The organism is Pandoraea faecigallinarum (assembly GCF_001029105.3).
In the GTDB taxonomy this organism is placed as follows: Bacteria; Pseudomonadota; Gammaproteobacteria; order Burkholderiales; family Burkholderiaceae; genus Pandoraea; species Pandoraea faecigallinarum.
This window is the reverse complement of record NZ_CP011809.2, coordinates 1-24253: the sequence shown is the minus strand read 5'-3', so window position 1 is coordinate 24253 and position 24253 is coordinate 1. Positions and strand designations below refer to the sequence as shown.

The 24253-nt window shown below is 60.9% G+C and carries 21 protein-coding genes and 4 pseudogenes; 5 read left to right on the top strand and 20 right to left on the bottom strand.

Going from position 1 to position 24253, the window contains the following annotated elements; all coding sequences use genetic code 11:
• Positions 1–146: 146 nt before the first annotated feature.
• The 3 genes from AB870_RS24975 to AB870_RS24965 form a co-directional block, all read right to left on the bottom strand.
• Entirely contained in the window at positions 147–1049 is a 903-nt protein-coding gene (locus AB870_RS24975; RefSeq protein ID WP_047909491.1) for a protein-L-isoaspartate O-methyltransferase family protein, read from the bottom strand.
• Between the two features lie 79 nt (positions 1050–1128).
• A complete protein-coding gene (locus AB870_RS24970) occupies positions 1129–1869 on the bottom strand; it encodes a 2OG-Fe(II) oxygenase (protein ID WP_064674971.1) in 741 nt (246 codons plus the stop codon).
• Between the two features lie 190 nt (positions 1870–2059).
• Positions 2060–2296 (bottom strand): hypothetical protein, encoded by a 237-nt coding sequence (locus AB870_RS24965; protein WP_047909488.1) that lies wholly within the window; start codon positions 2294–2296, stop codon positions 2060–2062.
• Positions 2297–2879: 583 nt separating this feature from the next.
• Between AB870_RS24965 and AB870_RS27390 the strand changes: the two genes are divergently transcribed.
• Positions 2880–3011: a hypothetical protein gene (locus AB870_RS27390; protein ID WP_257786675.1), complete on the top strand. Its 132-nt coding sequence runs from the start codon at positions 2880–2882 to the stop codon at positions 3009–3011.
• Between the two features lie 89 nt (positions 3012–3100).
• Positions 3101–3628, top strand: a pseudogene (locus AB870_RS24960) (DUF932 domain-containing protein); the annotation flags it as partial.
• Positions 3629–3685: 57 nt separating this feature from the next.
• Here the strand turns inward: AB870_RS24960 and AB870_RS24955 are convergent.
• The 3 genes from AB870_RS24955 to AB870_RS24945 all read right to left on the bottom strand — a co-directional run bounded on the left by AB870_RS24955 (position 3686) and on the right by AB870_RS24945 (position 6458).
• Positions 3686–4420, bottom strand: a complete 735-nt coding sequence (locus tag AB870_RS24955; RefSeq protein ID WP_047909487.1) for an IS6 family transposase — start codon at positions 4418–4420, stop codon at positions 3686–3688.
• 106 nt (positions 4421–4526) lie between these two features.
• Positions 4527–6095 carry a hypothetical protein gene (locus AB870_RS24950; RefSeq protein ID WP_157112545.1) on the bottom strand — a complete coding sequence of 523 codons (1569 nt, stop codon included), beginning with the start codon at positions 6093–6095 and terminating at the stop codon, positions 4527–4529.
• A gap of 84 nt (positions 6096–6179) precedes the next feature.
• The gene (locus AB870_RS24945) at positions 6180–6458 is read right to left on the bottom strand and encodes a hypothetical protein (protein ID WP_047909485.1); all 279 of its coding nucleotides are present in this window, start codon (positions 6456–6458) and stop codon (positions 6180–6182) included.
• A gap of 295 nt (positions 6459–6753) precedes the next feature.
• Here AB870_RS24945 and AB870_RS24940 point away from each other — a divergent pair.
• Positions 6754–6942, top strand: a pseudogene (locus tag AB870_RS24940) (IS5/IS1182 family transposase); the annotation flags it as partial.
• Between the two features lie 477 nt (positions 6943–7419).
• On the opposite strand, the gene AB870_RS24935 reads toward AB870_RS24940, so the two are convergent.
• On the bottom strand, positions 7420–8475 hold the full coding sequence (locus AB870_RS24935; RefSeq protein WP_047906141.1) for an IS481 family transposase: 1056 nt from the start codon (positions 8473–8475) through the stop codon (positions 7420–7422).
• 183 nt (positions 8476–8658) lie between these two features.
• Between AB870_RS24935 and AB870_RS24930 the strand changes: the two genes are divergently transcribed.
• Positions 8659–8892, top strand: coding sequence for a hypothetical protein (locus AB870_RS24930; protein ID WP_047909483.1), 234 nt, complete (start codon positions 8659–8661; stop codon positions 8890–8892).
• 86 nt (positions 8893–8978) lie between these two features.
• Here the strand turns inward: AB870_RS24930 and AB870_RS24925 are convergent, their stop codons facing one another.
• The gene (locus AB870_RS24925) at positions 8979–9332 is read right to left on the bottom strand and encodes a hypothetical protein (RefSeq protein ID WP_047909519.1); all 354 of its coding nucleotides are present in this window, start codon (positions 9330–9332) and stop codon (positions 8979–8981) included.
• Between the two features lie 48 nt (positions 9333–9380).
• Positions 9381–10085, bottom strand: coding sequence for a StbB family protein (gene stbB, locus AB870_RS24920; RefSeq protein ID WP_047909482.1), 705 nt, complete (start codon positions 10083–10085; stop codon positions 9381–9383).
• 255 nt (positions 10086–10340) lie between these two features.
• Here stbB and AB870_RS24915 point away from each other — a divergent pair, with 255 nt between their 5' ends.
• Positions 10341–11396, top strand: coding sequence for an IS481 family transposase (locus tag AB870_RS24915; RefSeq protein WP_047906141.1), 1056 nt, complete (start codon positions 10341–10343; stop codon positions 11394–11396).
• Between the two features lie 193 nt (positions 11397–11589).
• Here the strand turns inward: AB870_RS24915 and AB870_RS24910 are convergent, their stop codons facing one another.
• The 11 genes and pseudogenes from AB870_RS24910 to AB870_RS26995 all read right to left on the bottom strand — a co-directional run bounded on the left by AB870_RS24910 (position 11590) and on the right by AB870_RS26995 (position 24199).
• Positions 11590–12609 carry an IS110 family RNA-guided transposase gene (locus AB870_RS24910; protein ID WP_047909179.1) on the bottom strand — a complete coding sequence of 340 codons (1020 nt, stop codon included), beginning with the start codon at positions 12607–12609 and terminating at the stop codon, positions 11590–11592.
• Between the two features lie 429 nt (positions 12610–13038).
• Complete coding sequence (locus AB870_RS27325; RefSeq protein WP_237170184.1) at positions 13039–13197, bottom strand: hypothetical protein; 159 nt, start codon at positions 13195–13197, stop codon at positions 13039–13041.
• A gap of 386 nt (positions 13198–13583) precedes the next feature.
• Positions 13584–16562 (bottom strand): MobF family relaxase, encoded by a 2979-nt coding sequence (gene mobF, locus AB870_RS24905; RefSeq protein ID WP_047909481.1) that lies wholly within the window; start codon positions 16560–16562, stop codon positions 13584–13586.
• Positions 16563–16572: 10 nt separating this feature from the next.
• Positions 16573–18135, bottom strand: a complete 1563-nt coding sequence (locus AB870_RS24900; protein ID WP_047909480.1) for a type IV secretion system DNA-binding domain-containing protein — start codon at positions 18133–18135, stop codon at positions 16573–16575.
• A 63-nt stretch (positions 18136–18198) separates the two neighbouring features.
• Positions 18199–18780, bottom strand: a complete 582-nt coding sequence (locus AB870_RS24895) for a phospholipase D family nuclease (protein ID WP_047909479.1) — start codon at positions 18778–18780, stop codon at positions 18199–18201.
• 55 nt (positions 18781–18835) lie between these two features.
• Positions 18836–19450 carry a hypothetical protein gene (locus AB870_RS24890; protein WP_047909478.1) on the bottom strand — a complete coding sequence of 205 codons (615 nt, stop codon included), beginning with the start codon at positions 19448–19450 and terminating at the stop codon, positions 18836–18838.
• Positions 19451–19510: 60 nt separating this feature from the next.
• Complete coding sequence (locus AB870_RS24885; protein WP_418304028.1) at positions 19511–20557, bottom strand: lytic transglycosylase domain-containing protein; 1047 nt, start codon at positions 20555–20557, stop codon at positions 19511–19513.
• A complete protein-coding gene (virB11, locus tag AB870_RS24880) occupies positions 20544–21566 on the bottom strand; it encodes a P-type DNA transfer ATPase VirB11 (protein ID WP_047909477.1) in 1023 nt (340 codons plus the stop codon). The genes AB870_RS24885 and virB11 overlap by 14 nt, the downstream gene beginning before the upstream one ends.
• 10 nt (positions 21567–21576) lie before the next feature.
• Complete coding sequence (locus AB870_RS24875; protein ID WP_047909476.1) at positions 21577–22797, bottom strand: TraB/TrbI/VirB10 family type IV secretion system protein; 1221 nt, start codon at positions 22795–22797, stop codon at positions 21577–21579.
• A 1-nt stretch (position 22798) separates the two neighbouring features.
• Positions 22799–23657: pseudogene (gene virB9, locus AB870_RS24870) on the bottom strand (P-type conjugative transfer protein VirB9).
• A gap of 63 nt (positions 23658–23720) precedes the next feature.
• Positions 23721–24199, bottom strand: a pseudogene (locus AB870_RS26995) (VirB8 family type IV secretion system protein).
• Positions 24200–24253 lie beyond the last annotated feature (54 nt).

The window sequence follows — 24253 nt, the reverse complement described above, 5'->3', positions numbered from 1 at the left end:
CGTGGGGTGCTTGTTGGGAGCCATTCAGCGCCGCGAATCCCGATGGGTCCGAGGCATTTTTTCCTGTGCATGCGCGGCAGAAAACGAGCGGGCCGGTGCAGCCTTGATCGGTACGCCAACAGGCCGGGCGTTACGAGTACATTTTCTTAGCGGCCGCCAACACGTACCGGTGCTTCGAATGAAAGTGCCCAGTTTGAAGCGGCCAACCAGACGGCGCCCGTTGGCCGCCGGTCCCACAGCAGGCTTCGTATCTTGCCGTCGTTTGCGTTCTGAAGACTGACGCGAAGCGCGTTGATTTCCTCAGTCGTTGCCCCCAGGTCGCCTTCGGCAAAGATAAAAGAGGCAGGGCCCAACGATGCCGCCGCGAAGCCGTTGTCTACCCGTGTGACGAGCAAACCAATGGCTTGAGCTGCAAAGCGGCCGGGCAGAAAATCTTGCTTTTCCGGCGCACCGAGCGGCAGTACAAGGCGTCCCCCGGGCTTCAGGCGGTCGATCCAAGGGCGGGCAGGCCGCGCGACGCCGAAGTTGACGTAAACGCCGTCGACGGGCTCCACCGGATAGGCGGCGCCATCTGCGTGCACGACTTGAACATTTGATCTGTGCGCAAGATTCTTGAGCGCCCTAGTACACCGATCGTTATCGTATTCGACGGCGATTACGCGGCCGGTACTCCCGACCAGCTCGGCGAGGATTGCGGTGTAGTAACCTGTTCCGGCACCGATGTGCGCGACCACCTCGCCCCTCTGCGGGGCCATCGCATTGAGCCATCGTGCGTGCAGCGCGGGACTGCCATTGTTCACACCGCGCGGCGTGGCCAGTCCGACCACGACATCCTGATAGATCAGGACGGGATCGTTCTCGGGTAACGGCGTGTAGCCGGCGAGCGAGGTCAGAATCTGCCATCGGTCTTCGCCAAGAAAAGTCTCGCGTGGCACCGCCGCGAAGGCCTGTTCAAGCCGACGATTTTCCGACGCATTGGCAAGCGCCAGGATCTGTCGCGCGTAGATTGCGCGCACGCGCTCAGTTGAGGGACCTACGGAGTATCCCATCGATGCTCCTGTCGTTGGCGATCGGAGGGCGACCAGACGGTTTGGATGGCGCTGCGCTCAAGCTGCCTTTTTGCGCCGTTTAGGTTCTGCTGTAAGCCCAACCTGCCAGTGCGAGCCGGCTTGCTGTGACAAAGGGCGGCACGTACAGCACGGAGTGCGCCCGCGGAACGCGGAAAATCAGCATGGTATTGAATCGTGGCGGGATGCAGACGGCCGCGGAGGCCCCTTCCGACCACAGGCAAGTATGTGCCCCCCAATCATCACGCCAACCCTCCGTCAGGTAAAGAACAAAAGCAACTTCGCGACGGCCCACGGATCCTTCCGGCTGTCGATCCGTATGCGACAGGATGAAGTGCCCCGCGTCGAATCGTGAAGCCATGCCGGTCACGTCGGTCAGGCCATCGATACCCGTAATGTTGCCGATGAGCTCGAGAAAGGCACCGCTCACCAGGAGGCGCGCGATGCGCATCATCGGGATGTCGCCATCTTCGCCGATCCTGAATTTTTCAATCAGCGGGTACTGCTTGAAATACATCTCGAACGAAGCGGCTGCCCGTTCATGAAGATCGTTAATAATTGTACGTTTTTGTCGGGCCGACATGCGCTCCCATTCAGCTACCCGCCATTCGGTGCAACCACGCCCCGATACTCGGGCAGGTTCTTTTATGGTGATAAACCACTCCTGATGCGAGGCAAGCCGCTGATGCGCATCGCGGGCGCCCGCCTCATCGAGCACCTCCTCGACGAGCACAGCGCCTGATTCCCGGAAAGCCTGGCGCAACTGCGCTATTTCTGCGGCGATTTTGGGTCGCACTTCCATTCGCTGTTTCCCACGAAAGCTACCGCTGTGCTGAAGCTACGCTGCGACGGCTACGTTCAGGTAGCCGCCGCGCTTGTGACCCTTCAGGATAGGCGGAGGACTGACGAGGGCGGAGCTAGCGTCCGCCCCTGACGATCCCTGTCTCGGCGATCAGCCTACCGCCGCAAGTTTTGCGGTCAATGGGCCGTCACTACGCTCGCGGCTCGCGGCTCGCGGCCAGCCAGTCTGAGAGCCATTCACGATGCTGCGGATATTTCACAGCCAGGTATTGCTCAGTCGACGTCCAATCACCGTCGCCGAGCCACTTCTGCACCTTTCCCAGATCGGCATATGGGATAGGCAATGCCATGTGCAGTTCGACGGCAGTATCCTTCTCGGGCGTGGCGTAATCGCAGTTGACGCTTAGATTCGGAACACTGGAACCCATAATCGCACTCCTAAAAAATGGGGAGATGCGCCCGCGACACTGTCAGCGGACGCCAGTTACCAGTTAATGGCGTGCGCTGGCGAAGATCAAGTCAAACTGAGATCGTTTCAGGTTTACGTGCGCTGGGCCGTCTGCTCCAAACGGCGGGGCGGCGTCTCGACTTGGGCACTTCTCCATCGTCCCTCACTGAGTTCGGCTGACATGGCCCCTCCGGCCCGGATTCATCCACCCGGCCCTGCGCGCTTCGCTTGCACACGATCCGCATGCAGCACTGCCCTTTCCCGTTAAGCCGTCTTTCCTGAACTCATCCCCTTGTCCGCGACTTTAGCGCACGGCCCGACGCCATCAAGGCGCGCAGGGCCGTGTCCTCGGCTGCGCCAGCGGGCCGCACCCACCCTGCGCTTGGTTCCTTGACGGCGTCGGGCCGCGCACTCCCGGCCGTCGCGGGCGATGAACTCAGGAAAGACGGCGGCAACAGGCCATCCGGGCTCCTCGTGCCGACCGCACCGAAACCCCAAAAAGCGGGCTCCAAATCTTGGAATCCGGTAGCGGTGAACCCCACCCCTTTTTGATGGAGGCCGATATGCCATCGCTCTCACTGCATCACTGGATTGTGGTCCTAGGTTGCGCGTACATGGAATACACGTTCACGCCTTGGGATGGCCGCTACCACTACCGCCGCACCGTCGATTTTGGTCACGTCGTGTGGTGCTAATGGGGAGCGCTCGACATGCCGCCCAAGCTCCGCACCTGCGGCCGTCTCAGAAATCTATGGTCGCCCCTCTCTTTGTCAGGAGACATACCATGCCACTCGCTTCCCATTTTGCTTCTCATCCACCGGCGCTGCGCTCCGAGTATCCCTTGTCGGACGACCAGATCCGTGCCGTTGCACCGTCCATTTTCGCACTGGCCCCGCATGAAAGCCGCTCCGAGCGGTACCGCTACATCCCCACCGCCGTCGTGCTGCAAGAACTGCGCGGCGAAGGCTTCGAGCCACTCATGGTGTGCCAATCCCGCGTGCGGACCGACGACCGGCGAGACACCACCAAACACATGATCCGGCTGCGGCACGTCGGCCAGTTCAACAGTTGTGAGGCCAACGAAGTGATTTTGGTCAATTCGCATGACGGCACGAGCAGCTATCAAATGCTCGCGGGAATGCTCCGTTTCGTGTGCAGCAACGGCCTTGTTTGTGGTGATTGCGTCGCCGACGTGCGGGTGTCTTATAAGGGCAACGTAGCCGAGCACGTTATCGACGGCGCTTACGAGATCCTGCACGGTTTCGAGCGGGCGCAAGCCTCCCGGGATGCCATGCGGGCCGCCACACTCGACGAGGCGTTGTCAACTTAGGGAGGTTTGACCGAAGCCGAGGCATGAGTCCCCAGCGTCTCAAAAAGCATGGGACGGATTTTGGGTAACGTTGGTGAATTCTCGCCATGCAGCAAAGCACACCGCGAGCTGTTTGCGATAAAGCCTCGCGCGCAGCAAATGGCGTTTGAGTGCGAAGTGCTGCCGGATTGGCCCGAAGCATGACAGGAAGGCCTGCGTGCGCGCTGGGTCGCGAAAGCCCCGCATGCGCCGCTCGCGCTCCCGCGTAGGTTGGTGGCTGTTCTCCGCGCGGTTGTTGATCCGGGCCGCTGCTTTGACGAACACGTGCTTGACGTTGACCAGCTCCGGGAGCTCGGCTTTGGCTGCTGGATAGCTGCGCAGTTGATCGGTCACGATCTTGTGCGGCACCGGGTTCGAGCGCAGCACGCGCTTGAAGAAGCGCTTGGCGGCCGCCTTGTCGCGCCGTTTCTGCAGCAGGATGTCGAGTTCCGCGCCATGCGCGTCGACGGCGCGCCACAGCAGGTACTGCTCACCGCGCAGGCTCACGAACATCTCGTCAAGGTGCCACGTGCCACCGGCCTTGCGGCGCGCCGCTTTGACTCGGTGGGCAAAACCCTTGCCAAACTTGTTGCACCAGCGGCGGATCGTCTCGTAGCTAACCGTCACTCCGCGCTCGAACAGCAACTCTTCGATGTCGCGCAGGCTGAGCTGAAATCGGAAGTACCAACGCACGGCATGGCTGATGTCCAACGCCGGGAAACGGTGGCCGTGATAGAGCGATTTCGGTTTTCTCATCGCTTCATCGTATGCCAACTCGCCGCTAACGTGACAGTGCCCTGCTAAGACACTGCACGCGCTACGCACAGGTGGCAATACAGGCAGTTGTGTATAAGCGGATGCCTTAAGCTACAACGCCTCCAAAACCGGGAGTCTTCGCAAAACTATTTTTTATGTAACCGTTCACCAATAAATGTTGCGATTGATGGATTTGCGTAACGTAGTCGAGACCAGCCATCTTTATGGCACTGCCAGTATCAAAAGACGTATGTTTTAATTTAAAAAACTTTTTAGTAAAATCATCTAATACTTTGGCGTCTTCGTAAATTTTTTTTGTCGCTGTACCAGCCTTAAAAGAGATGCCAATTTGATTGATCCTAAAAAACTTATCGGGATTGAATGACGGCCATGTTCCTTGCAGCACATCATTATTTATTTCGATGCTCGCAACGGATTTGAGGTCGAGATTGATTTTTTTGCTTAGCTCAATAAAAAATTTTCGCATCTCAAGCGCGCTGGCCCCGGCCTTGTCTCCATGCCCAGCGATATCCACGTTGATCCTTAGCTGGAGGGGCGATAATTGGGGCAAATGCCCCGATGCTCGGGCTTGAGCGGCCGGCAGAGGGTCGGTGAACGTGGCGATGGTGACATTATTTTTGTCAACGCACTTCACCCCTGACTGCTTCGTTAGGGCACATTGGGTGTCATCTTTTGCTTTGATACCAAAGTATCTAACACTGACATCAAATGCATCTTCTGCATTTTGACAAAAAAATCTTGACAATTCTGGAGACGATTTTATTTCGCCTAAAACTAATTCATGCGTGATATCTACAAATTTATTTTGCAGTGTCTGACGAACGGTTTCATCCTGTGGCCACTTGGGCTTTACTCCTTCTTTGCTTTGCACGTAAGAGAGCACGTCGCTAAAAAATTGGTATTTATCTTTTTCCGGAATTGTAGAGTTTTTAATTTCATTAAAAACCATAGCGGCATTAGTGTATGCAGTTTTTTGGTTTAAATTGAAATTCGTCCACGATGGTTGCCCCATTCCATTATGGTGAAATTCCGGGAGAGGCTCAACATCCAACGTGAAATCCGCCTCGGTTCTCATATTTTCAACGGGTCTTACTTGAGTCCAACCGAAAGATACTAGCTTATCTTGTAGATTAATATTGTCGATCAACTTTTTAATTTTTTTGAATTCTTCAAGAATTGCATCGCGTGTCTCAGTAGGCACATTATCTGCTTGTGACAACTTGTCTTGGTTTTCTTTGCCCGTAATTTTGTCGGCATAATTCCTAAGACGTAAAAACACAGTGGAAAAAGCCTCATCGTTGCTTCGGGTGAAATAAGCATTATCGAGGTGACCAAAATTCAGATCTAAGTAACCTTCTTCTTTTTTCTCTCCAAATGCGTCGGCAACCTTATCGTTAAAATAGCTGTTTTTCGCACGATAGACATTGTGAAGATGCTCTGCTCTGCTGTTTTTATTGACGTTCGCCGCTTGGAAGCCTTCCAAACTGGCTCTAAGCCGTTGGAGGTGCGTCAGCTGTTGGCCTGGCGCCACTTTGTCGAACTTACTAATTTTACTGTCGGTGCGACGCAAATTCTTGTCGCTGTAGGTTTTAGCACCCCATGTCGTGGTCTCGAGATTGGGGATTTTCGGGCCCTTCGAAAGATAGATATTCAACTTCAGATCCTTAACATTTTTTAGAAACCAATGACTTTGAATCAGGCTGTATAGCGAATTGTTTTGCACATAAAATTGCCCGCGTCACGCTGTGGCTATTTCTGGAAGTCCTGCAAATGACTTGCGACGACTTTCTTGACATGACACTTGGTTCGCGCCGGCAGCTTGCTTCGCTTTGAGGTCGGCGTTGAACATGAACACCGCGCCGAGATTGAGCCCAGGACTGTACGACGGCAGGTAGAACACTTCGTGCTCGCCGGTGTGTGAGCTCAGCCAAGGCTGCGCGTGCGCCCGCTTCATCGGCTTTTGCGGCGTGAAGCCCCAGCGCGCCAAGTATTCCCCCCCGTACAACGTCGGCGTCATGCAGAGGGTTTGTTTATAGACGATGACATGAAAAAATTCTTTTGAAATTACGCAAAAAAGTCGGCTTTATATTTTTTTGGGTGGGTGTAGCGGCCCGGGTATCGTCAGGTTGTTAGGCGGGGGAGGATAGAATGCGGCATGAAAAAATCTGGTTCTGTCGCGATAACGAAGTTACGCCGAAGCGAAGCCAGGGGCAGGTTGGTTTTTACGCGGCCAGTGCATAGGGGCACCTCGAAAAACCGCCGATACGCAGGCATGATGTTGTAATCGACGGGCAAGGCACGAGGATGTTGGGATGATCAAGATCAGTCTGTTTGCAGAGCAGGAACGAGAGAGCAAGCTGGACCAGATAGGGGATGCGCTGAGCAAGCTAAGCGAACACGTGGACTTTGTGGCACTCGCCGCGCAGATCGACGAGGCGGCGCCGAGGCCGGGCCGCGAGCGCGGTGGCCGTCCGCCATTTCCCACCGAGCTGATGGTGCGGCGTTGTCAACTTAGGGAGGTTTGACCGAAGCCGAGGCATGAGTCCCCAGCGTCTCAAAAAGCATGGGACGGTTTTTGGAAAAACGCGACGCGCGCCCACGAGCTGTTCGATTGGGCCGATGCCGCTAGTGAGCCTTCCGATACCGTGGGGTCATTAACAGATTCCGCCGGTGAGCGCGCCAGTTCTGTGGATGAGCGAATAGATCTCGAGGATGAGCGGTCAGGTTCTGTCCGGGATCGCTCAGATTACAACGAAGAGATATCGGTTCCCGAAGGCGAACCACCTCGCATGAGAGCGATATGTCATTTTGCAATGGGGCAGCAGCTTCCAAACTCCCTCAGGAAACTATAAGGGGTACCACAAAAAACGGTTCCGTCGCGATAGGGGTAGACAGGTAGACTCTACGGTTTCGAGCACCGGGAACCCAGTCGATGAAGTGTATTAGCTGAGACTTGATCTGACAGGTAGTCGGAAGGATTAAGCGGTCACGGCAGCTGAATGAGGAATGAGTTTCTCCTTGGCGAGCGAGAGAGAATCGAGGAAAGTCTGCATGGGCGTCTTGCCATAGCACCATCGACCTTGATGTTCTCGCCGCGTGTTGTACTCGTCAAGCCAGTGGTCGAGGTCGGCCTGCAGTGCGGGGATGCAGTCGTAGATTTTCCTGCGAAAGGCGATGCGATAGAACTCGTTGAGCATCGTCTTGTGCAACCGCTCGACGATACCGTTGGTCTGGGGCGACCTGGCCCGAGTACGGGTGTGGTCGATGTTTTCCACCGCCAGATAGAGCTCATACTCGTGATGCTCGGGGTTACCGCAATATTCGGTGCCACGATCGGTCAGGATGCGCATAAGCGGGATGCCGTGGCTATCGAAGAAGGGCAGAACGCGGTCGTTGAGCAGATCAGCCGCCGGCAGTGGCGTCTTGCGATCGTAGAGCTTGGCGAATGCGACCTTCGAGTAGGTATCGACGAACGTCTGCTGGTAGACCCGGCCCACCCCTTTGAGCGTGCCGACGTAGAAGGTGTCCTGAGCGCCGCAGTAGCCGGGACACTCTGACTCGAATTCGCCGTGCGTTTCTTTCTCAAGCTTGGCCCGCTCGAGCGAGGCGAGCTGGGTCTCGGTGAGCACCAGCCCTTCCTGCGCAGATTTGGCCTCCAACGCCGTCAGGCGTTTGTTCATGGTCTCGAGGTCGTGACGTAGCCAGATGCTGCGCACGCCCTGAGGCGAGACGTGCAGCGCATGACGCTTGAGCACCTCATTGGCGATGCGGATCTGGCCGTACGCGGGCAACTCCAGGGCCAGCTCGACCACTGCGGCTTCGACCTGCGGATCCACGCGATTCTTGGGCTGCGGGCGCCGCCGAGAGATTTCCTGCAGGGCGGCTTCGCCGCCCGTCTCGTACAGTTCTTTGAATCGGTAAAAACTGTCGCGTGAATAGCCCATCACGCGACACGCTTGACTGACATTACCGAGCTGGCGGGCTAGCTCGAGAATTCCGACTTTGGCACGAATGACTTTCTGATCTTGCGTCATGGTGGACTCCTTGCGGTTCAGGGACCGCAACGTTGCCGTCACTGGATGCGACGAACAACGCTGTGCCCCGGGAGAAACCGACAGCTGTCAGATTTAGTCTAGGCTATTACAGATGAAGCGCGCAGCCACACCGCTAATTAAGCCCTCGCTCGCCTACCCACGCTTATTGCAACGAACCATTCTGTGGCATCGCTGGCGCTCAGCGGCTTGTCGCATACGCAGATCGGACGTGTCGTCCGCCGCATTCTCCAGTGGGGCGGCCTCAGCGTGCTTGTATGGCAAGGCATCAGGCGCTCGCAGGACACGACGAAACTGTCGGATCCGCACACCGGTAGCGCGGCAAAGCTCGAAGCGTCGGCGACATCGTCCACGCGGGCCCCGGTGGCCGGCCATCATGGCGCGCTGCCCCTGATGTAAGGCGCTGTTTGTGGCGATGCTTTTGGGTGAGGCGATAGCGCGATGGTCACCCATCTTTTAGCGGTCAATGTCTCAGTGTCAAGGCCTCAGAGGCCGGCCAGCCGGGCCCCGACGAATCCACCTACCGCCCCTGCGACGAACGCGAAGCCGACAAGCAGCAGCACGAACCGCCGCGCCTTGCGCTCAAGCGCGAGGTTCACGGCGACGGCCCGCGCGGCATTATGATTGAGCTGATTGCCGATCTGCGCCGCCGCGTGTCGGCCCGCTTCAGTCAGTTTCGCGGCGTTTTTGTCGATAACGGACTCGAAGCTGAGCCGGGCGGCCAGAAACGCCTTACCGGCCGCGTCCGTGGTCGCTTGCTCCATCCTGGCGGCCAGCGCCTGGTCAGCCTGCTCAAAGCGCCGCACGAGCGTGTCAGCCTCCTGGAGCAGCTCGGCCATCAGCGCTTCGCGCGCGGTGGCGACATCAGTGGCCATGACCCCTCCCGATTACCTGAACAACGCCCGGTAGACGTTCTCGAGGTTCTTGTGGGCAGATTTGGCCAGGCGCTGGGCGCTGATCATGCTTACTGCGCGCGAGCGGGTCGCCTCATCGCCCGCTTCGCGCAGCATGGCCCGATAGTCCGTGTCGTCCGCAATAACGTCGGCGACGGACTTGTTCAGCCCCCGCAGCCGCTCGAAAATCTCGTTTTTGAACACCACGGCGTCTGCTCGCAGCGTGAAGCTTTGGGTACCATCGTGCAAGCCGAAGATCGTCCGAAACAGACGCGGCACGTCGCTCGCGTCTTCGAGTTCGACCTTGTTGAACACCACGCGGATTTTCTGTGCCGACACACCGAGGCCAGCCAGTGTCTCAATCGTGTTCACGGTGTCGGTTTGTTGCTTTTTCTCGCTCACCGCAGGCACCACGAAGTAGTCGAACTCGTCGTGCGACCTTTCGAACTGGCCCATCTGTTTGATGAATTCCTCGACGTTGGAAGCGCCCACGTCGACGATGGCCGAGTCGAGCGTCATCAGGCCCTCTTGCAGCCCGCCGTAGTCGCGGCCCTTCAGGCGCAGCGCGCCGGTGTCGGCCGAGCTCGCATTGAGGGTCTCGATCTCGAACCTGGGCGCGTTCATGCGCGGCGCGAGCAGATGATCGACCAGCGTGGTCTTGCCCGGATTCCCACTGAAATTCAGGACCGCGACTTTCATTTTCGGCTTATATGAACGCCTCCCGTTTGCGACGGTTTTTCGTGTGTTCCGACTGTGACAGGAGGGGTTGCAGCTTTATATCCGGGCTTGTTGCAGCCCGATACGCTGCGGCCCACCATGAAATCCGCGGACCCGCACCTCATTTGTAATAGCCTAGACTAAATCTGACAGCTGTCGGTTTCTCCCGGGGCACAGCGTTGTTCGTCGCATCCAGTGACGGCAACGTTGCGGTCCCTGAACCGCAAGGAGTCCACCATGACGCAAGATCAGAAAGTCATTCGTGCCAAAGTCGGAATTCTCGAGCTAGCCCGCCAGCTCGGTAATGTCAGTCAAGCGTGTCGCGTGATGGGCTATTCACGCGACAGTTTTTACCGATTCAAAGAACTGTACGAGACGGGCGGCGAAGCCGCCCTGCAGGAAATCTCTCGGCGGCGCCCGCAGCCCAAGAATCGCGTGGATCCGCAGGTCGAAGCCGCAGTGGTCGAGCTGGCCCTGGAGTTGCCCGCGTACGGCCAGATCCGCATCGCCAATGAGGTGCTCAAGCGTCATGCGCTGCACGTCTCGCCTCAGGGCGTGCGCAGCATCTGGCTACGTCACGACCTCGAGACCATGAACAAACGCCTGACGGCGTTGGAGGCCAAATCTGCGCAGGAAGGGCTGGTGCTCACCGAGACCCAGCTCGCCTCGCTCGAGCGGGCCAAGCTTGAGAAAGAAACGCACGGCGAATTCGAGTCAGAGTGTCCCGGCTACTGCGGCGCTCAGGACACCTTCTACGTCGGCACGCTCAAAGGGGTGGGCCGGGTCTACCAGCAGACGTTCGTCGATACCTACTCGAAGGTCGCATTCGCCAAGCTCTACGATCGCAAGACGCCACTGCCGGCGGCTGATCTGCTCAACGACCGCGTTCTGCCCTTCTTCGATAGCCACGGCATCCCGCTTATGCGCATCCTGACCGATCGTGGCACCGAATATTGCGGTAACCCCGAGCATCACGAGTATGAGCTCTATCTGGCGGTGGAAAACATCGACCACACCCGTACTCGGGCCAGGTCGCCCCAGACCAACGGTATCGTCGAGCGGTTGCACAAGACGATGCTCAACGAGTTCTATCGCATCGCCTTTCGCAGGAAAATCTACGACTGCATCCCCGCACTGCAGGCCGACCTCGACCACTGGCTTGACGAGTACAACACGCGGCGAGAACATCAAGGTCGATGGTGCTATGGCAAGACGCCCATGCAGACTTTCCTCGATTCTCTCTCGCTCGCCAAGGAGAAACTCATTCCTCATTCAGCTGCCGTGACCGCTTAATCCTTCCGACTACCTGTCAGATCAAGTCTCAGCTAATACACCTCATTTCCTTAGCGAGCTCGAAGCTCATCCGAAAATTCAGGTTTAGCGAGTCCCGGTCCGACCTGTCTTGTCATTACATACGATTGCCAGCGCAACCTTTCGACGTGTCATCCTGTAAAAATTAATCGTCCTGCTACCCAGTGCTCATCGGTTAAACCGGCTTCACGCTCAGGTAACCCCGTTCGTACTGCCTGTCGTGCGCCAGGATCGCCCAGATCGTGCGGGCAATCCTGTTGGCCTGAGCCACGATTGCTACGTTTAGCGGTCGCCGCTTTTTGATTCCTTCGGCCCACGGCCCTGGCTCTTTCGCCAGACACAGCACGCTGCGCGCACCGTGGATCAACAGCTTGCGTAGATATATATCGCCTCGCTTACTGATTCCGTGCAGATGCACCTTGCCACCCGTACCCGTTTGCCTCGGAACCAATCCAATCCAAGCCGCGAACTCTCGCCCAGATTTGAACGTCTTCGCATCGCCTATCGTCGCAACAGCCGCCGTCGCCGTCAGCAGACCAACGCCCGGTATCGCCGCAATCGCTTTGCTCGCTTTGTCCTCTCTCATCCACGTCTGCAGACGTCGCTCGATGCTCGCAATCTGTTTATCTAGCTCCGCCAACCCGTTCCATTGCTCGCGCAACGTGTCGATCAGAATCGCCGGCAGACGATCGACCAGTCGCTCCAGTACACCGGGGATCGCCTTATCCAGCGCAGCCCGGCCTTTGCCCGTCACTTCGCCGTACTCGGCAAGCAGGCCGCGCAAGCCATTAATCTGCATTGTGCGGAACTTCACCAACTGTTCGCGCATCCGGTGCAGTCCCAGTACCGCCTGTTGTGTTTCCGTCTTTACCGCAACCGATTTGCCTGCATGCTGCACGGCTAGCCAGATGGCTTTCGCGTCGGCTGCGTCGTTTTTGTTGCCCATCACAAACGCCTTCACAAATTTCCCCGGCATCAGCTTCACCTCGTGGCCCATCGTCGTGAGCTTGCGGGCCCAGTGCTGTGAGCCACCGCACGCCTCCATCCCGACCAGGCACGGAGCCAGATTCGCGAAGTGTTCGAGAAACGCGCCCCGTCTCACCGGTTTGTTCACGATTTCGCCCGTCTCTGCGTCGATGTAATGGAGCTGCATCACGTTCTTTGCAATGTCCACACCCACTGTCGTATGCTTCATTTCGGAGCCTCCGGTTTGCTAGGAAAACCTCTATGGTCTTCCATCTGGGCACTCTGTTGCCGTTGGCCCGTGAGGCTCCGCCTTCGATTCCTTTCTGCTAGCTCCTACCGCTCACGGGTGGGAGGCGTTCATATCATTTCCTTTCTTTCTCTATCGCGAGTCGCTCATAGCGCGCGATCCGTTCGGCCAGTTCCGCCGGATCGGGCTTCATCAGACGATCGAGCTCCTGCACCGAGAGCGGTTCTCGCGGCGGGGGAGGCCCGCTATCTGTTGCGGGCGGGACACTCTCCTGCGACACGCACGCCTCGGGCCGGCGTGACGCGGGCACCCCGGCCGTCTGGGATCCGCCGGGCACCTCCGGCCGCTCCGTACTCTTGTTCCGATGCCTGGCACGGTATTGGTACAGGTAGTTTCTGAAGGTGGCTATCGTCAGTTCCAGCCCCCCTTGCGCAACGTCTCGACAATCTCGGCCGCGCGCACGCCCTCGGCGAGCTTCGCCTCGATCGTCGGCATCAATTGGCGCAGCCGGGAGGCTTTCGTCGAGCGCTTGAGCGCCTCGATTCGGGCTTTCAATTCAGTTTCGCTCATGGGGTCCTCACGAGTGGCTTCATTCGCTACCAAATCACTACTGAATCACTACCATTGCACTACTACATACCTACTGCATCACTTCGACTACGCTCTCATTTCGGTGTGCAGTTGTTAGACTTTTGCTCGTTCTTCGCTATCACGTTGCTGTTCTTTCAGAACAATTCCCCTACGGCCTTCGGCCTATACCGTGTGAACGCCCTTAACCCTGGAGGTTTTTGGTCCCTTAACGGGCCCGAAAACCTCAATACACGAAACGCACCCCCTGCGGGGTTCTCTTGGCGATGGCCCCGTCCATTGCCTTCGAGTTTTGCCCGACATCCGCCATTCGACCGTTTTGAATGCGTCGCTCACGCGCCAGCCGTGCTCCCATTGTTGGCACGGAATTAGTCAAAGCGCTCGTACCCCGATGATTCCTTGCCACTCGCCGGCGCCCTGCGCTGCGGCTCGTGCAGTTCATGCGGCTCGCGTGGCGGGCGCGATAGCGCCGGTTTGCCGTCAGCCGCGCCTTTTGGCGGCAGGCCGGCCTCGCGGCGCAGCACCTGTCGTTCGCGCTGGAGCGCCAGTGCCGTGCTCTTGTCGAAACGCCGGGCGATGGCGTCCGGTAGCTCGCCGAGCGAGTTCGTATAGACGCGGGCCTCCTGCCGCGCCCGGCTGATGGCAACGTAATAGAGGTTCATCGACGTGGTGCGGCTTCTCGTATCGAGCGCAATCAGGGCGCGCTCACTGGTCAGGCCCTGCGCGCTGTGAACGGTCGAGGCGTAGGCGTGCTCAAGATGCAGGGGCCTCGTGGACGGCAACTCAAGCGAGCGCACCGGCCGGCCTTCGCGCGGCTCGATCGATTCAAGCGATTCCAATGTGACAGCACCGCCCGCCACCCCGACCACCCGCAGGCGGTCGCCGTTGGTCAGATCGCGCCCGGGATCGTTGCGGTTGATCCGCACGGTATCGCCGACTGAGAGCTCGGCGCGCTCCAGCTGGTAGACGCTGAGCTGCGTCGCCCGGCGAGGGTTGATCGCGGCCGTGGTGCCGTCGGGCCGTTGCAGGCGCAGTATATTGCCCGGTAACGCTTCCCGGACGCGGTAGGTTTCGCCTCGCGTCAGCCCGGCTTTCTGATAGTCGCGCTCGGGCTGGATCACCATGCCCGGCTGATAGCTCGGGGCAAAGCGGCGCTGCGCCTGCGTCATGTCCACGCGGGTCAGGGTCTCGAACTCGCGCCCGTTCCCCGTGAGCGCCAGCGACTCGCGCACCATGCGGTTGATCTCACGGCGGGCATCGTTCGTGCCGGCGACGATCAGCGTATCTCGGCGCTCGGCTTCCGTGAGCGCGATGTAGTCCGCGACGATGGCGCGATGGCGCTCGGACGGTTCCTTGAATTCTTCCACGTGGCTGAGGTGCGCAAGCGATTGCGTGACGCGGCCCTCGGCGGCGTGTTCGACCGCGGTTTTGAGCGCGCGGTCTTCCTGCCGCGTAATCTCGCTGATGCGGGTGGTGGGCATGCCGCCCTGCTGAAGCTGCGCGAACGGCTTGCCGGCCTCGATGGCCTCGGTCTGCTTGGTGTCGCCGATCATCACCATACGCGCACCGGCCTGCTCGACGGCGCGCATGAGCTGCTCCATCTGGCGGGCGCCGACGACGCCCGCCTCATCCAGCACGACGATCGTCCTGGCATCGATAGACTTGTCTTTGGCACGCAGAAAGCTCGCCAGCGTGTGCGCGTCGAGCCCCGCGTTCCTAAGCGCCGTCACCTGGTTGCCGTAGGGTGCGAGCGCGACGGTGCGGTATCCGCTCTCACCGCCGTTGCCTGCTGCCGCCTGCCGGATGAGTGCGACGGCCTGGTTGACGGTATAGGTTTTTCCGGTACCGGCGTCGCCCTGGTTGCCGACGAACCGGTGCGGCGTCGCGATGATGGTCTCCACAGCCAAACGCTGGTCAGCGTTCAGTGGGAAGCCCTCAAGCGCCGCTTTGACCGCCACAGCGGTCATGATCGGCGCAAGCGCGGCGCGGCCGCTGCGTTCAATGGCCAGTATCGCCTTCTCGCGCGCCAGCGCCTTGTGGGTCGTATAAAGCGTCTCGGCCGCCACAAGAGACCCACGCTGGATGGCCTGAGATACATAAGCGCGGGCCTCCTGCTGGGTTAATCCTTCGCGTTCACTCAAAAAGCTCGCCCAGCCGGCCGGCGAGAGCGCCGGTCCGTCCATGGATCTGGTCGTGCGGTAGGCTGGCACCGCCTCGATCAGCGCCCCTTGCTCGACCAGGCGCCGGATTTCGGCACACACCTCCTCGATGCCGGCCAGCCCGACCGCGCGGCGCAGGGCCGTCGCCGTGAGCGCGCTTTCCCGCACCACGGCCTCACGTTCGGTGAGGTGATTAATCGCGTACTGCACCACCGCCTGCGCCGGCGTGAGCCCGACTGGCAGGCTCATTGCCGCAGCGCGATCGAGCGCGCTGCGTGGACCCTCGCTGTGCCCGTCGAGCGGCGAGCGGGCGCCGTAGTCGATGCCCAGTTCGCGGCTTTTCTCGATCCAGTACTGTTTGACGATCTGCCGGTCGGATTCGTCTTTACGCGGCCGTGTGGCGAGTGCAATCACCTGTTTTTCGAGCGTGCTCGCACTCGTGCGCGTCTTGCCCTCGTCGGCCAGCGCTTGCTCGATGACGCGGCTACGCGCGGAAAACGCCTCGATCTGCTCACGGCTGATGTGGGCCAACTCAAAATTGCCCTTGTCGTCAACGACCCGGATCGCGTAACCCAGCGCCTGCATGCCTCTCGCCAATTCGGCTTTGTATAGGGCATCGATGCCGTCGTAGGCGCGGAAAATATCCTCGTTCGACAACGCACGCCACGCGCCGTCGGCGCGCCGTGTCATGTTCAGTACGACGGCGTGCGTGTGAAGCTGGGGATCTTTGGCCCGGCTCATCTCGTGCCGGAACTTGCCAATGACCATATTCCCGGTACGCTCGCGACAGCTCTTGCCCTTGGTCTTCTTACGGGCCTCGGCCAACCGCTCGACCTGTTCGAGGGCGCGCGTGACGGCGCGGTCGTGCGCTGCACTGACCTCCCGGTCGCCGGCGACAAGCGCCTGCATCGATACCGACTTGGGGGCCGAAAATGTGAGGTCGAGCCCCATGCGCTTTTTGTGAGCGGTCGTATCGAACGTCGTCTGAATGCGCTCGCCATTGGGCAACCGGCCATCGAGCAGGCGCGAGAACTGGGCCTGCTCGATCGGCCCGGTGAGTCCAAGCAGCTGCGCCCCTTCGCCCTGCCACTCGCCGGGATGTTCCTTGGCGTAGTAATCGTCGGCGGCTGCAAAATAGTGCGCCGCCGCATACTGGTTGTTGCCGCGAATCGGGGTCACGTTGAGCATGACGCGCTCCTTACCTGACCTCGATCGCCGCTGCGCGATGCGGATAGTTCACATAGGGCAGCGTGATGCGGGCAATCGGAAAGTCCTCGGCAAACATGACGTAGCCGTGCAAGTCGCGCAGGTACGAGATTTCCGAATCCATCACGACCGGCTCGGGTGGGCTCGCCACCACGTGGCGGCTGCGGCCGGCCCCACCCCGGCCAGCGTTGGACGTGACCTGGATGCGCTCAACGTGCTGCTTGCCTAAAATCTCACTGGCCTTGTCCGCATTTAGCGCGTTCGACGCGCCGAAGATGAGATAGTTACGAAAGCACGCGAGCAGCGTCTTGGCCGCGTCCGTGCCGTAAGCCTCGTCGAGTTGCGCCCAATCCTGGATCGTGCCGACCATGCGCAGGCCGTGCTTGCGCCCCTTGGTCGCGGCCGGGATAAACGACTCGAGCTTGCCGAGCGACTCCAGTTCGTCGAGAAACAGCCACAGTCGGGCGCCGGTCATCGGCGCGTAGCTCAGGATCGTGGCGCAAATCGTGTCGATCCACGTGGCCACCAGCGGCCGTTGCGCCGTGCGCATGTCTTCCCGCCACGTAATGAACAGATTGCCAGCACGAGGATCGTGCACCCACGTATGCAGCGAGAAGTCGCCCTGGCTCATGAAGCGCAGCGGCCGCACGTACTTGTTCATCATGAACTGGATCGAGGCGATGGCCTTCTCGGCGTTCACGCGAAAGTAGCCTTGCGAATCGGTGTTCGCGAGGAACTCGCGGATCGCCTCGCCATCCTCTCGCACCAGCAGGTTCACGAGCCTGTCCTGATCGGGGTTGTCCGTCTCGACCAGTTTGCGCATGGTGTCGGCGAGCACGTCGCGCGCGTAGGCGCACCATTGCTCGTCGTTCGGGTCGACCTGCGGCGGGATCACGCTCTTGGCCATGCGGTCAAAGTCGTGCACGCCCTTGATCTCGTTAAACAGCGTCCAGCCTGCCGTGCGACGGTCGAACGGGTTAAGGATCGTGTCGCCGGGAAAGCCGAACTTCGAATAAAAAGTGCCGTTGGGGTCGATCACCGCCATCTTGTCGCGGCGCTTCACGACCGACGCGATCATGCTCTCCATCGCCACGGATTTGCCCGCGCCCACGGACGCGCATATCAGCGTGTTGCGGTTCTCCAGGTGGATCGGCATCGGCATCGCGCCGACCATGATCGGGGCCAAGCGCGGCGCGGTCGCATCGTCCTTGCGTCGACGCCGGTTCTCCCGACGGTTGGCCGCGTTGACCAGGCGCCTGACGCGATGCCAGTTCGCCATGCGGGCGCCGCGCATCCAGCGGCGATACGGGGCGCCGCGGAACCCGTCGTCACCGTATTCGTGGACTAGATAGCCGCTCGCTGCGGCAAGGCCCAGTCCGAGCATAGCCCCGCCGGTAATGAGCGGATGGTGCGGCGTCATCTGCAAGGCGACGGTGAGCGCTTGCGGGAGCGGTCTAAGCGGGACATGTGCCACCCACGCGCCGGCAAGCCAGCCGGTGATCGGCAGAATGACGCCAAAGAGCAGCGTGGCGTTCTCGACTTCATGTTTCTGCATCGTTCACTCCTCCCGACGGCGGCTCCCAGTGGGGGATCGCATCGCCGCCCGGGCGGGCCTCCGCTAGTAACTGGACTGGTACGGCTGGCCTTGCTCCCAGCGGCTTTGCCAGTGCGCAAGATACTGGGCGGCCAGCGTGGGGTAATTCCACAGGACCAGCACGTTTTCGCTATTGCGCTTTGCGGCCGCCGTCGTGTAATTGAAGCTGCCCGTCTCGACGTGCAGGCCGTCGATGACGATGTATTTGTCGTGGTGGATCGCGTAGACGCTGACCGTGCGGGTCGGAATGCCGGCATTCACCAGCAGGTTGAGCGCCTGCCGCGAAGTGGTCGAACGGGTGCCCTTGTCATCGACCACGACCGCCACATCCACGCCGCGCTGCTTCGCATCGAGCAGGGCACGGACCACGGGCGGCGACGTGAAGAGGTAGCCCGCCAGGCGCAGGGAGGTTTTCGCCGAATGGATCGCCTTGAGCACCAACGCTTCGCCGCCGGCCTCCGGGGAAAAAGCAACTTCCGCGACTCGAGCGGCTTCGGCAGTCGGCGCGCGCGCTGTGGGCCCTGGCTCGGCGGTGGCCGTGTTGTACCCTCCGGCCAGACCGCCCAATGTGAGACCGTGAGCCTCCGCCCCGGCGGCGAAGGCCAACCAGGCGGCGCAAACGATAAATCGACGCATCACTCCTCCTCTCTCGCTCTCTCGGTCACCAGCGCACACGCTGTTGCCGAACGTTGTTGATAAACACGTCAATGGCGCGCGGATTCTGCGCCGGCTGCCAGAGCACCTGGACGAACACATTGACTGTGACGCTATCGTCATAGTTGCCCACGGTATAGGTACCGACCGGTTTACCGACGCAGGCCCGCGGCCCTGTTCCGCCGCCACTCTGGCCACTTTGCGACTCGGACATCTGCGGTTGACCGCTCAGCGTGTACCCCCCGCTGCCGTCCCACCCAATTCCGCCGCTGCCGCCGCTGCCGGCGTTGCCGCCATTGCCAACATTGCGCCGGCCCTGCACGACGTAGGCGCCGCGGGCGGCCGGCTGCAAGGGCGGAGGACATGGGTCGTAGGGGTCGTAGACCTGGCGGGCATAGCTGCCACCGTCGTTGCCGTCCGCGAGGTCGCACGTCGGAAACGGCCGGCCCTTGTCTAGATCGTGATAGAGCTGGTCGATCGGCGCCACGCATTCGGCGACCCCTTGGGGGCCACCGTTCGATGCCGGATTCGCCAGACACAACAGCACCTTGCAACCAAAGTCGGAAGCGTGCGCGGAGGCGGCAGCGCCCACGATGAGCAGTGCGATAAGCCAATTCTTCATCGCGTTGACTCCTGATTTTCACATGTGAACCAAGTGAGCTGTCTTTGGGCCACACGTCGCTCAATTTGCAAACTGCACGAAGGAGGCTTCCTTCTGAACGCCGTTCGCCGGCGGATGCCGTGTCGGTGCCGCGCTCGCCTCCCGCGGAGGGCCGGGTTCTGACTGAACCGCCGCGGCAGCGCGCATGCCCTCAGCGCGCCCCGAATCTTCAGTACCCCGCGCCACCCGTCGCACTTGCACCGCGAGGCTATCGGACGTTCCGCTCGGTGAAAACATGGGCGAGCGCACGGCCCCCTCTTCATGCGATGGTGCGTCCGCGAAGAAGACCCATTGCGGCGGCGCAACGGCAGGCTTGGCAGCCCCCATAGCCGCCCCAGCAGCGCGGGCCGCCGGCCGAACCGGAATCGGCCCATCGGTGCTTTGCTGCACAACCGCCGGCACCACCGGAATCGGTGGCACCGCCTCGGTGGCGTTTGCCACCACCTTCTGCACATAGCTGGGCCGCCCCGCTTTGTCCGGTCGGAAGCCGCGTGCAAAATTGCCCGAGTAATAGCAGCTGAATGCGGCGCGCAAGGCGCGCTGGTCGTCGTGCATCCGCACTTTGGCCCGCGCATAGCAATCCTTGAGGATGGCGCCGCCCGCCTTCAGGTTGCGGCACGGATCGAACATCGTTTCGTAGGTCTCGCCGTACCTGGTGAGGTTGCCGCGATTCACCTGCCCGAGGCCCATTGAGAAATTGAAGCCCTGCCGCGCCAACGCGCGGGCCGTGGCGACGGCTTCGGCCAGACTGCGCGGCTGGCGCATGAGGCGCGCGCCCACCACGCCGATGGCGTAAGGGTTGCCCGAGGATTCCGTGCTCACCACGCCCCGCAGCGTGGACGGGTGGACGTCCGGGGCGCACTGCGCAGCGAGGGTCTCGAATGGGGTCTCGAGCAACGTCGCCTGCGGCTGCGATTGTGGTTGTGGGTGTGCCGGCCTCTGCGCACGGGCCGTGAGCGGCAGCAGGATAAGTAGCATAGGCAGCATAGGCATCACGGCCAACACCGCGACAATAGCGAAGACGGTGAGCCTGCCCGCCGCCATCGCCTTTCCGTTAAGCGCCTTCATAGAGGATCTCCGAGACGTAGCGGCGGCCATCCGCAGCGCGCTTGAACTGCACCACCACCTGAATCAGCGACTTCGCGTACGCAATAATCTGGTCGCGGCTCATCGCCGCACCGAAGCGCATCACCATTTGCGAGAGGCGTTCGTACATCAGACTCGCGCTGTCGGCGTGAATCGTCGTGATTGAGCCGGCGTGCCCGGAGTTAAGCAGCTCGAGATAGGCATACGCTTCCGCACCGCGCAGCTCGCCCATGATGGGCCGGTCGGGTGTGAGGCGCAGCATCGCTTCGAGGAGCTCCACAGCCGTCACACGAGCCACGCCCTGCCCGCCCCGCGAATACAGCATGTGCAGACAGTTGCGCTGGCGCGGCCGGATTTCGCGCGCGTCTTCTATCGTCACGACACGCTCATGCTCGGGAATTTCTTTGAGCAGCGCGTTAAGTAACGTGGTCTTGCCGGCGTTCGCACCGGCCGAGATCACAATGTTCTTGTGCGCGCGAACCGCGCCGCGCAAAAACGCTTCCCACTTGCGCCCCCGGTACAATTCCCGCAGCCGTTCGTCCGAATCATCGCCGTCCTCGAGCGTCTCGTTCACGTGATCGAACGCACCCTGCTCGCGGTATTGGTCCAGCCCGATATCGAGCAGCGTAGGCTTGCGGATACACAGCGCGATGGTCTTTTCCTCGACGGCCGGCGGGCGCACGACCTGCACGCGGTAGCCGCCACGCTCGGTGTCATCGACGCCCTCCGCCAGATTGATCGGCATCGTGGCCGCCAGCAGTGGCCGCTCCCGATCGGTTTCCTGATTCGTGTACGCGGCGGTCACGTCGGCCAGCGACTCGAGCAGCCGGTAGTTCAGTTCGGGCACGTCGGCGTGCTGCATATAGCGTTGGCCCTGCCGCCCGATCCACACCTCGCCGGGGCGGTTGATGGCGACTTCGGTGATGCCGGGATCATCGAGATAGTCGGTCAGCAACGAGAGCTTGGCGCGAAATGAAGCGATCTGAGACATGGGCCGGCCCTTACTGGATGAACGTCACGCCGCCATGCCTGGCCGCGTCGCGGGTGGTGTCGATGTCGGCCTGGTAGACCGGCGTGAAATCGAGATCCTTGTTCACGTAAATGCGCACGCGTGAGCCGGCCGGCACGGTGATGGTGGGCGCAATGTTGATATACGGCTGGAGCACCGACTGCGAGGTTTGCGCAGCCGCCTGCTGCACAGACTGCCGATAGGCGGCCGCGGAGTTGTACTGATCGACAGGATTGACCCCGACGGTCGCCGCGCCCGCACCGATGATCGACAGCAGCGCGGACATGCCGAAGACCTCTGCGAAATGCCTGTCCACCCGGCCGCCCATTCCGGCTGTGCCGAGCTGGTCGGCACCGGCGCTATCGAGCGCCACCTCGACGCCATCGGGCCTGCGCACGGTGTTCCAGATCACGAACAGGCGGTCCTGCCCCTTGCGCACTTCGGCGCTATACACGCCGCACACGCGCGAACCCCAGGGAATCAGCCTGTGCCGGCCCTGCGCGCCGTACACGTCGCGCTGCACGGTCGCGCACACCATGCCGGGCAAATCGGAGATCGCGCGCGGTTCCAGTACGGCCTCAATGAGCTTGCCTTGCAAGATCTTGTAGGGCAGATTGTCGATTTGGTGCGCCGGACTGACGGCCACGCCATTGCCCGAGACGGCCCGTGCGAAGCGCGAATTCGGGTCTTGCGCGCCGCCACCGGTGCCAAGTGTGCCGGCGTGCGTCTGCCCTGCGTCGCCGCGCACGCCGGGCGCTGGGTTGTTCGTATTCGGCGCGATAATGGCCGACTTCATACGCGCTTCGAGCATGCGGCGCGCCTGTTCCTGCCGTTGCATTGCCATCTGTTCGCGCTGGGCGGCCATCGGGTCATCGCCTGGCGTCGCGCTCGCCGGCGTTGTGGCCACTGCGGCCGGCGCGGCGGGTGCGGATGGCGCCACGGGTACGCCGGCCGCCTCCTGAACCTTGAGTTTCGGTACCGGCTTACGCTCGGCAATGCTCAGCTCGCTATTACCCGCCGGCTTCGCCGATTCGCTACTGACGTGCTTGATGTACCCGGCAGCACCGAGCACGGCCGCCGCGATCGCGACCATGGCGATGCCGCCCGCCGTCCGCTTCCGGCCATCGGCCACCAGCGAGTGATGGTGGTGCTGTTCCCACTCGCGCACGGCCGCCTCGCGGTCCTCCTCAGGTTGTCTGGCAGGGTCGCCCATGTCAGTTTCCCCATCCAGAATGCGTTGGATCGCGCGCCGGCCCGCTCACTGGGCCACTCACCGAACCACCCACGGAACCATTGATCACGCGCTGATACGGATTGGCGTTGTTCTGCACACAGAGATACGCGTCGCCATTGCGCAACGTGAAAAGGCTCGCCGTGCGCTCGACCACCAGGTACGCGCCCTCGCGCCGCGTGTTGACGATGGACTCGGTCCCGTCCGGCCCCACGGTGTACACCGTGGGGATCTCGGCGTTCTGGTCGAACAGGAAGTAAGTGAATTGGCCGTCATCGAAGGCGCGCGTCAGCCGGATGGCCGACTTATTGCCTGACGTGCCGTAGTCGAGATTGAGCTTCGCCGGGTCGAAGCCGTGGTTCGATCGGCCCGCCCCGCCCATCCCATCCACCCCGCCCGCCAAGCCGGTGCTGGTATTCGGATAGATGAAGCGCACCAGGAAGGTCTGCGAAGCGCGGCTTTTTGCGCTCATGAGCTTGAAGTAATACGTGCGCTTGTCTGTAATCACGGTCAGGTTGGTGGCCGCGTTGGGCTCAACCGGCTTGATGAAGAGGCGGTTCTGGTACGGCACTGTCTGCCAGGCGATCGAGTCGCCCACGGTCACGACCTTGACCGTCTCATCGTCGGCGAATTCGATCGAGGTCTGATAGCCATACGTGCCGACCAACTCATAGACCTGATTCGGATCGTAGGCCACCTGTTTCACGCGATCGTCGGTCACCAGCTGTTTCGGCTTCTTGGCCGCCCACGCCGGGGCCCGGCGTCAGTGGTGCCAGCAGCGCCAGCGGCACGCAGACACTGGCCAGAAGAACAAGCGCGAGGGAAGCAGCGTTGGGTTTCATGGACGGTGTCCTTGCTGAATTCGATGACGGGTGCCGGTCGTTGACGTCGATAATTGGCGCCGATTACTGTCGGCTCAGTTCCTGATCCTTGCGATACGCCGTCGCGGCGAAGCCCAGCGCGTTTTCCCAGCGATCGCCCAGCGCGAGCGGTTTGAACGTGAAGGTGTAGCGCACCAGCGCGGTGTAGTACTCGGTCTTCGGCTCGGTGCCGCTTTCTCGGTAATCGACTGGAACGACACCTGATACGCATCTTTGCCCAGCGAGGTGATGCCGGTGATCTTGGGGGTAACGTCGGCCCCCCTGCCCGACCAGGTAGTAGGGTTTTGCGGGTTCTCCGCAGCGGTTTCCGCGTCGTACTGGCGCGCCACGTCGGGCGTGGCGTGCAGCCGGCACAGATCGGCAAAGCGCTGACGCCACGCCGGATCGAAAGTGTTGCAGTCCATGATGAAGTCGTACACCTGGCTCTGAACGAAGCTCTCCTGTGCGGTAATCGTCTCCCTGTCCACCACCTGTTGTTTGAGTACATGACCGTTGGCATCCATCACCGACACGACGGGGATGACGGTGTGGATGCTGGCAAGCACCGTAATCGCGCT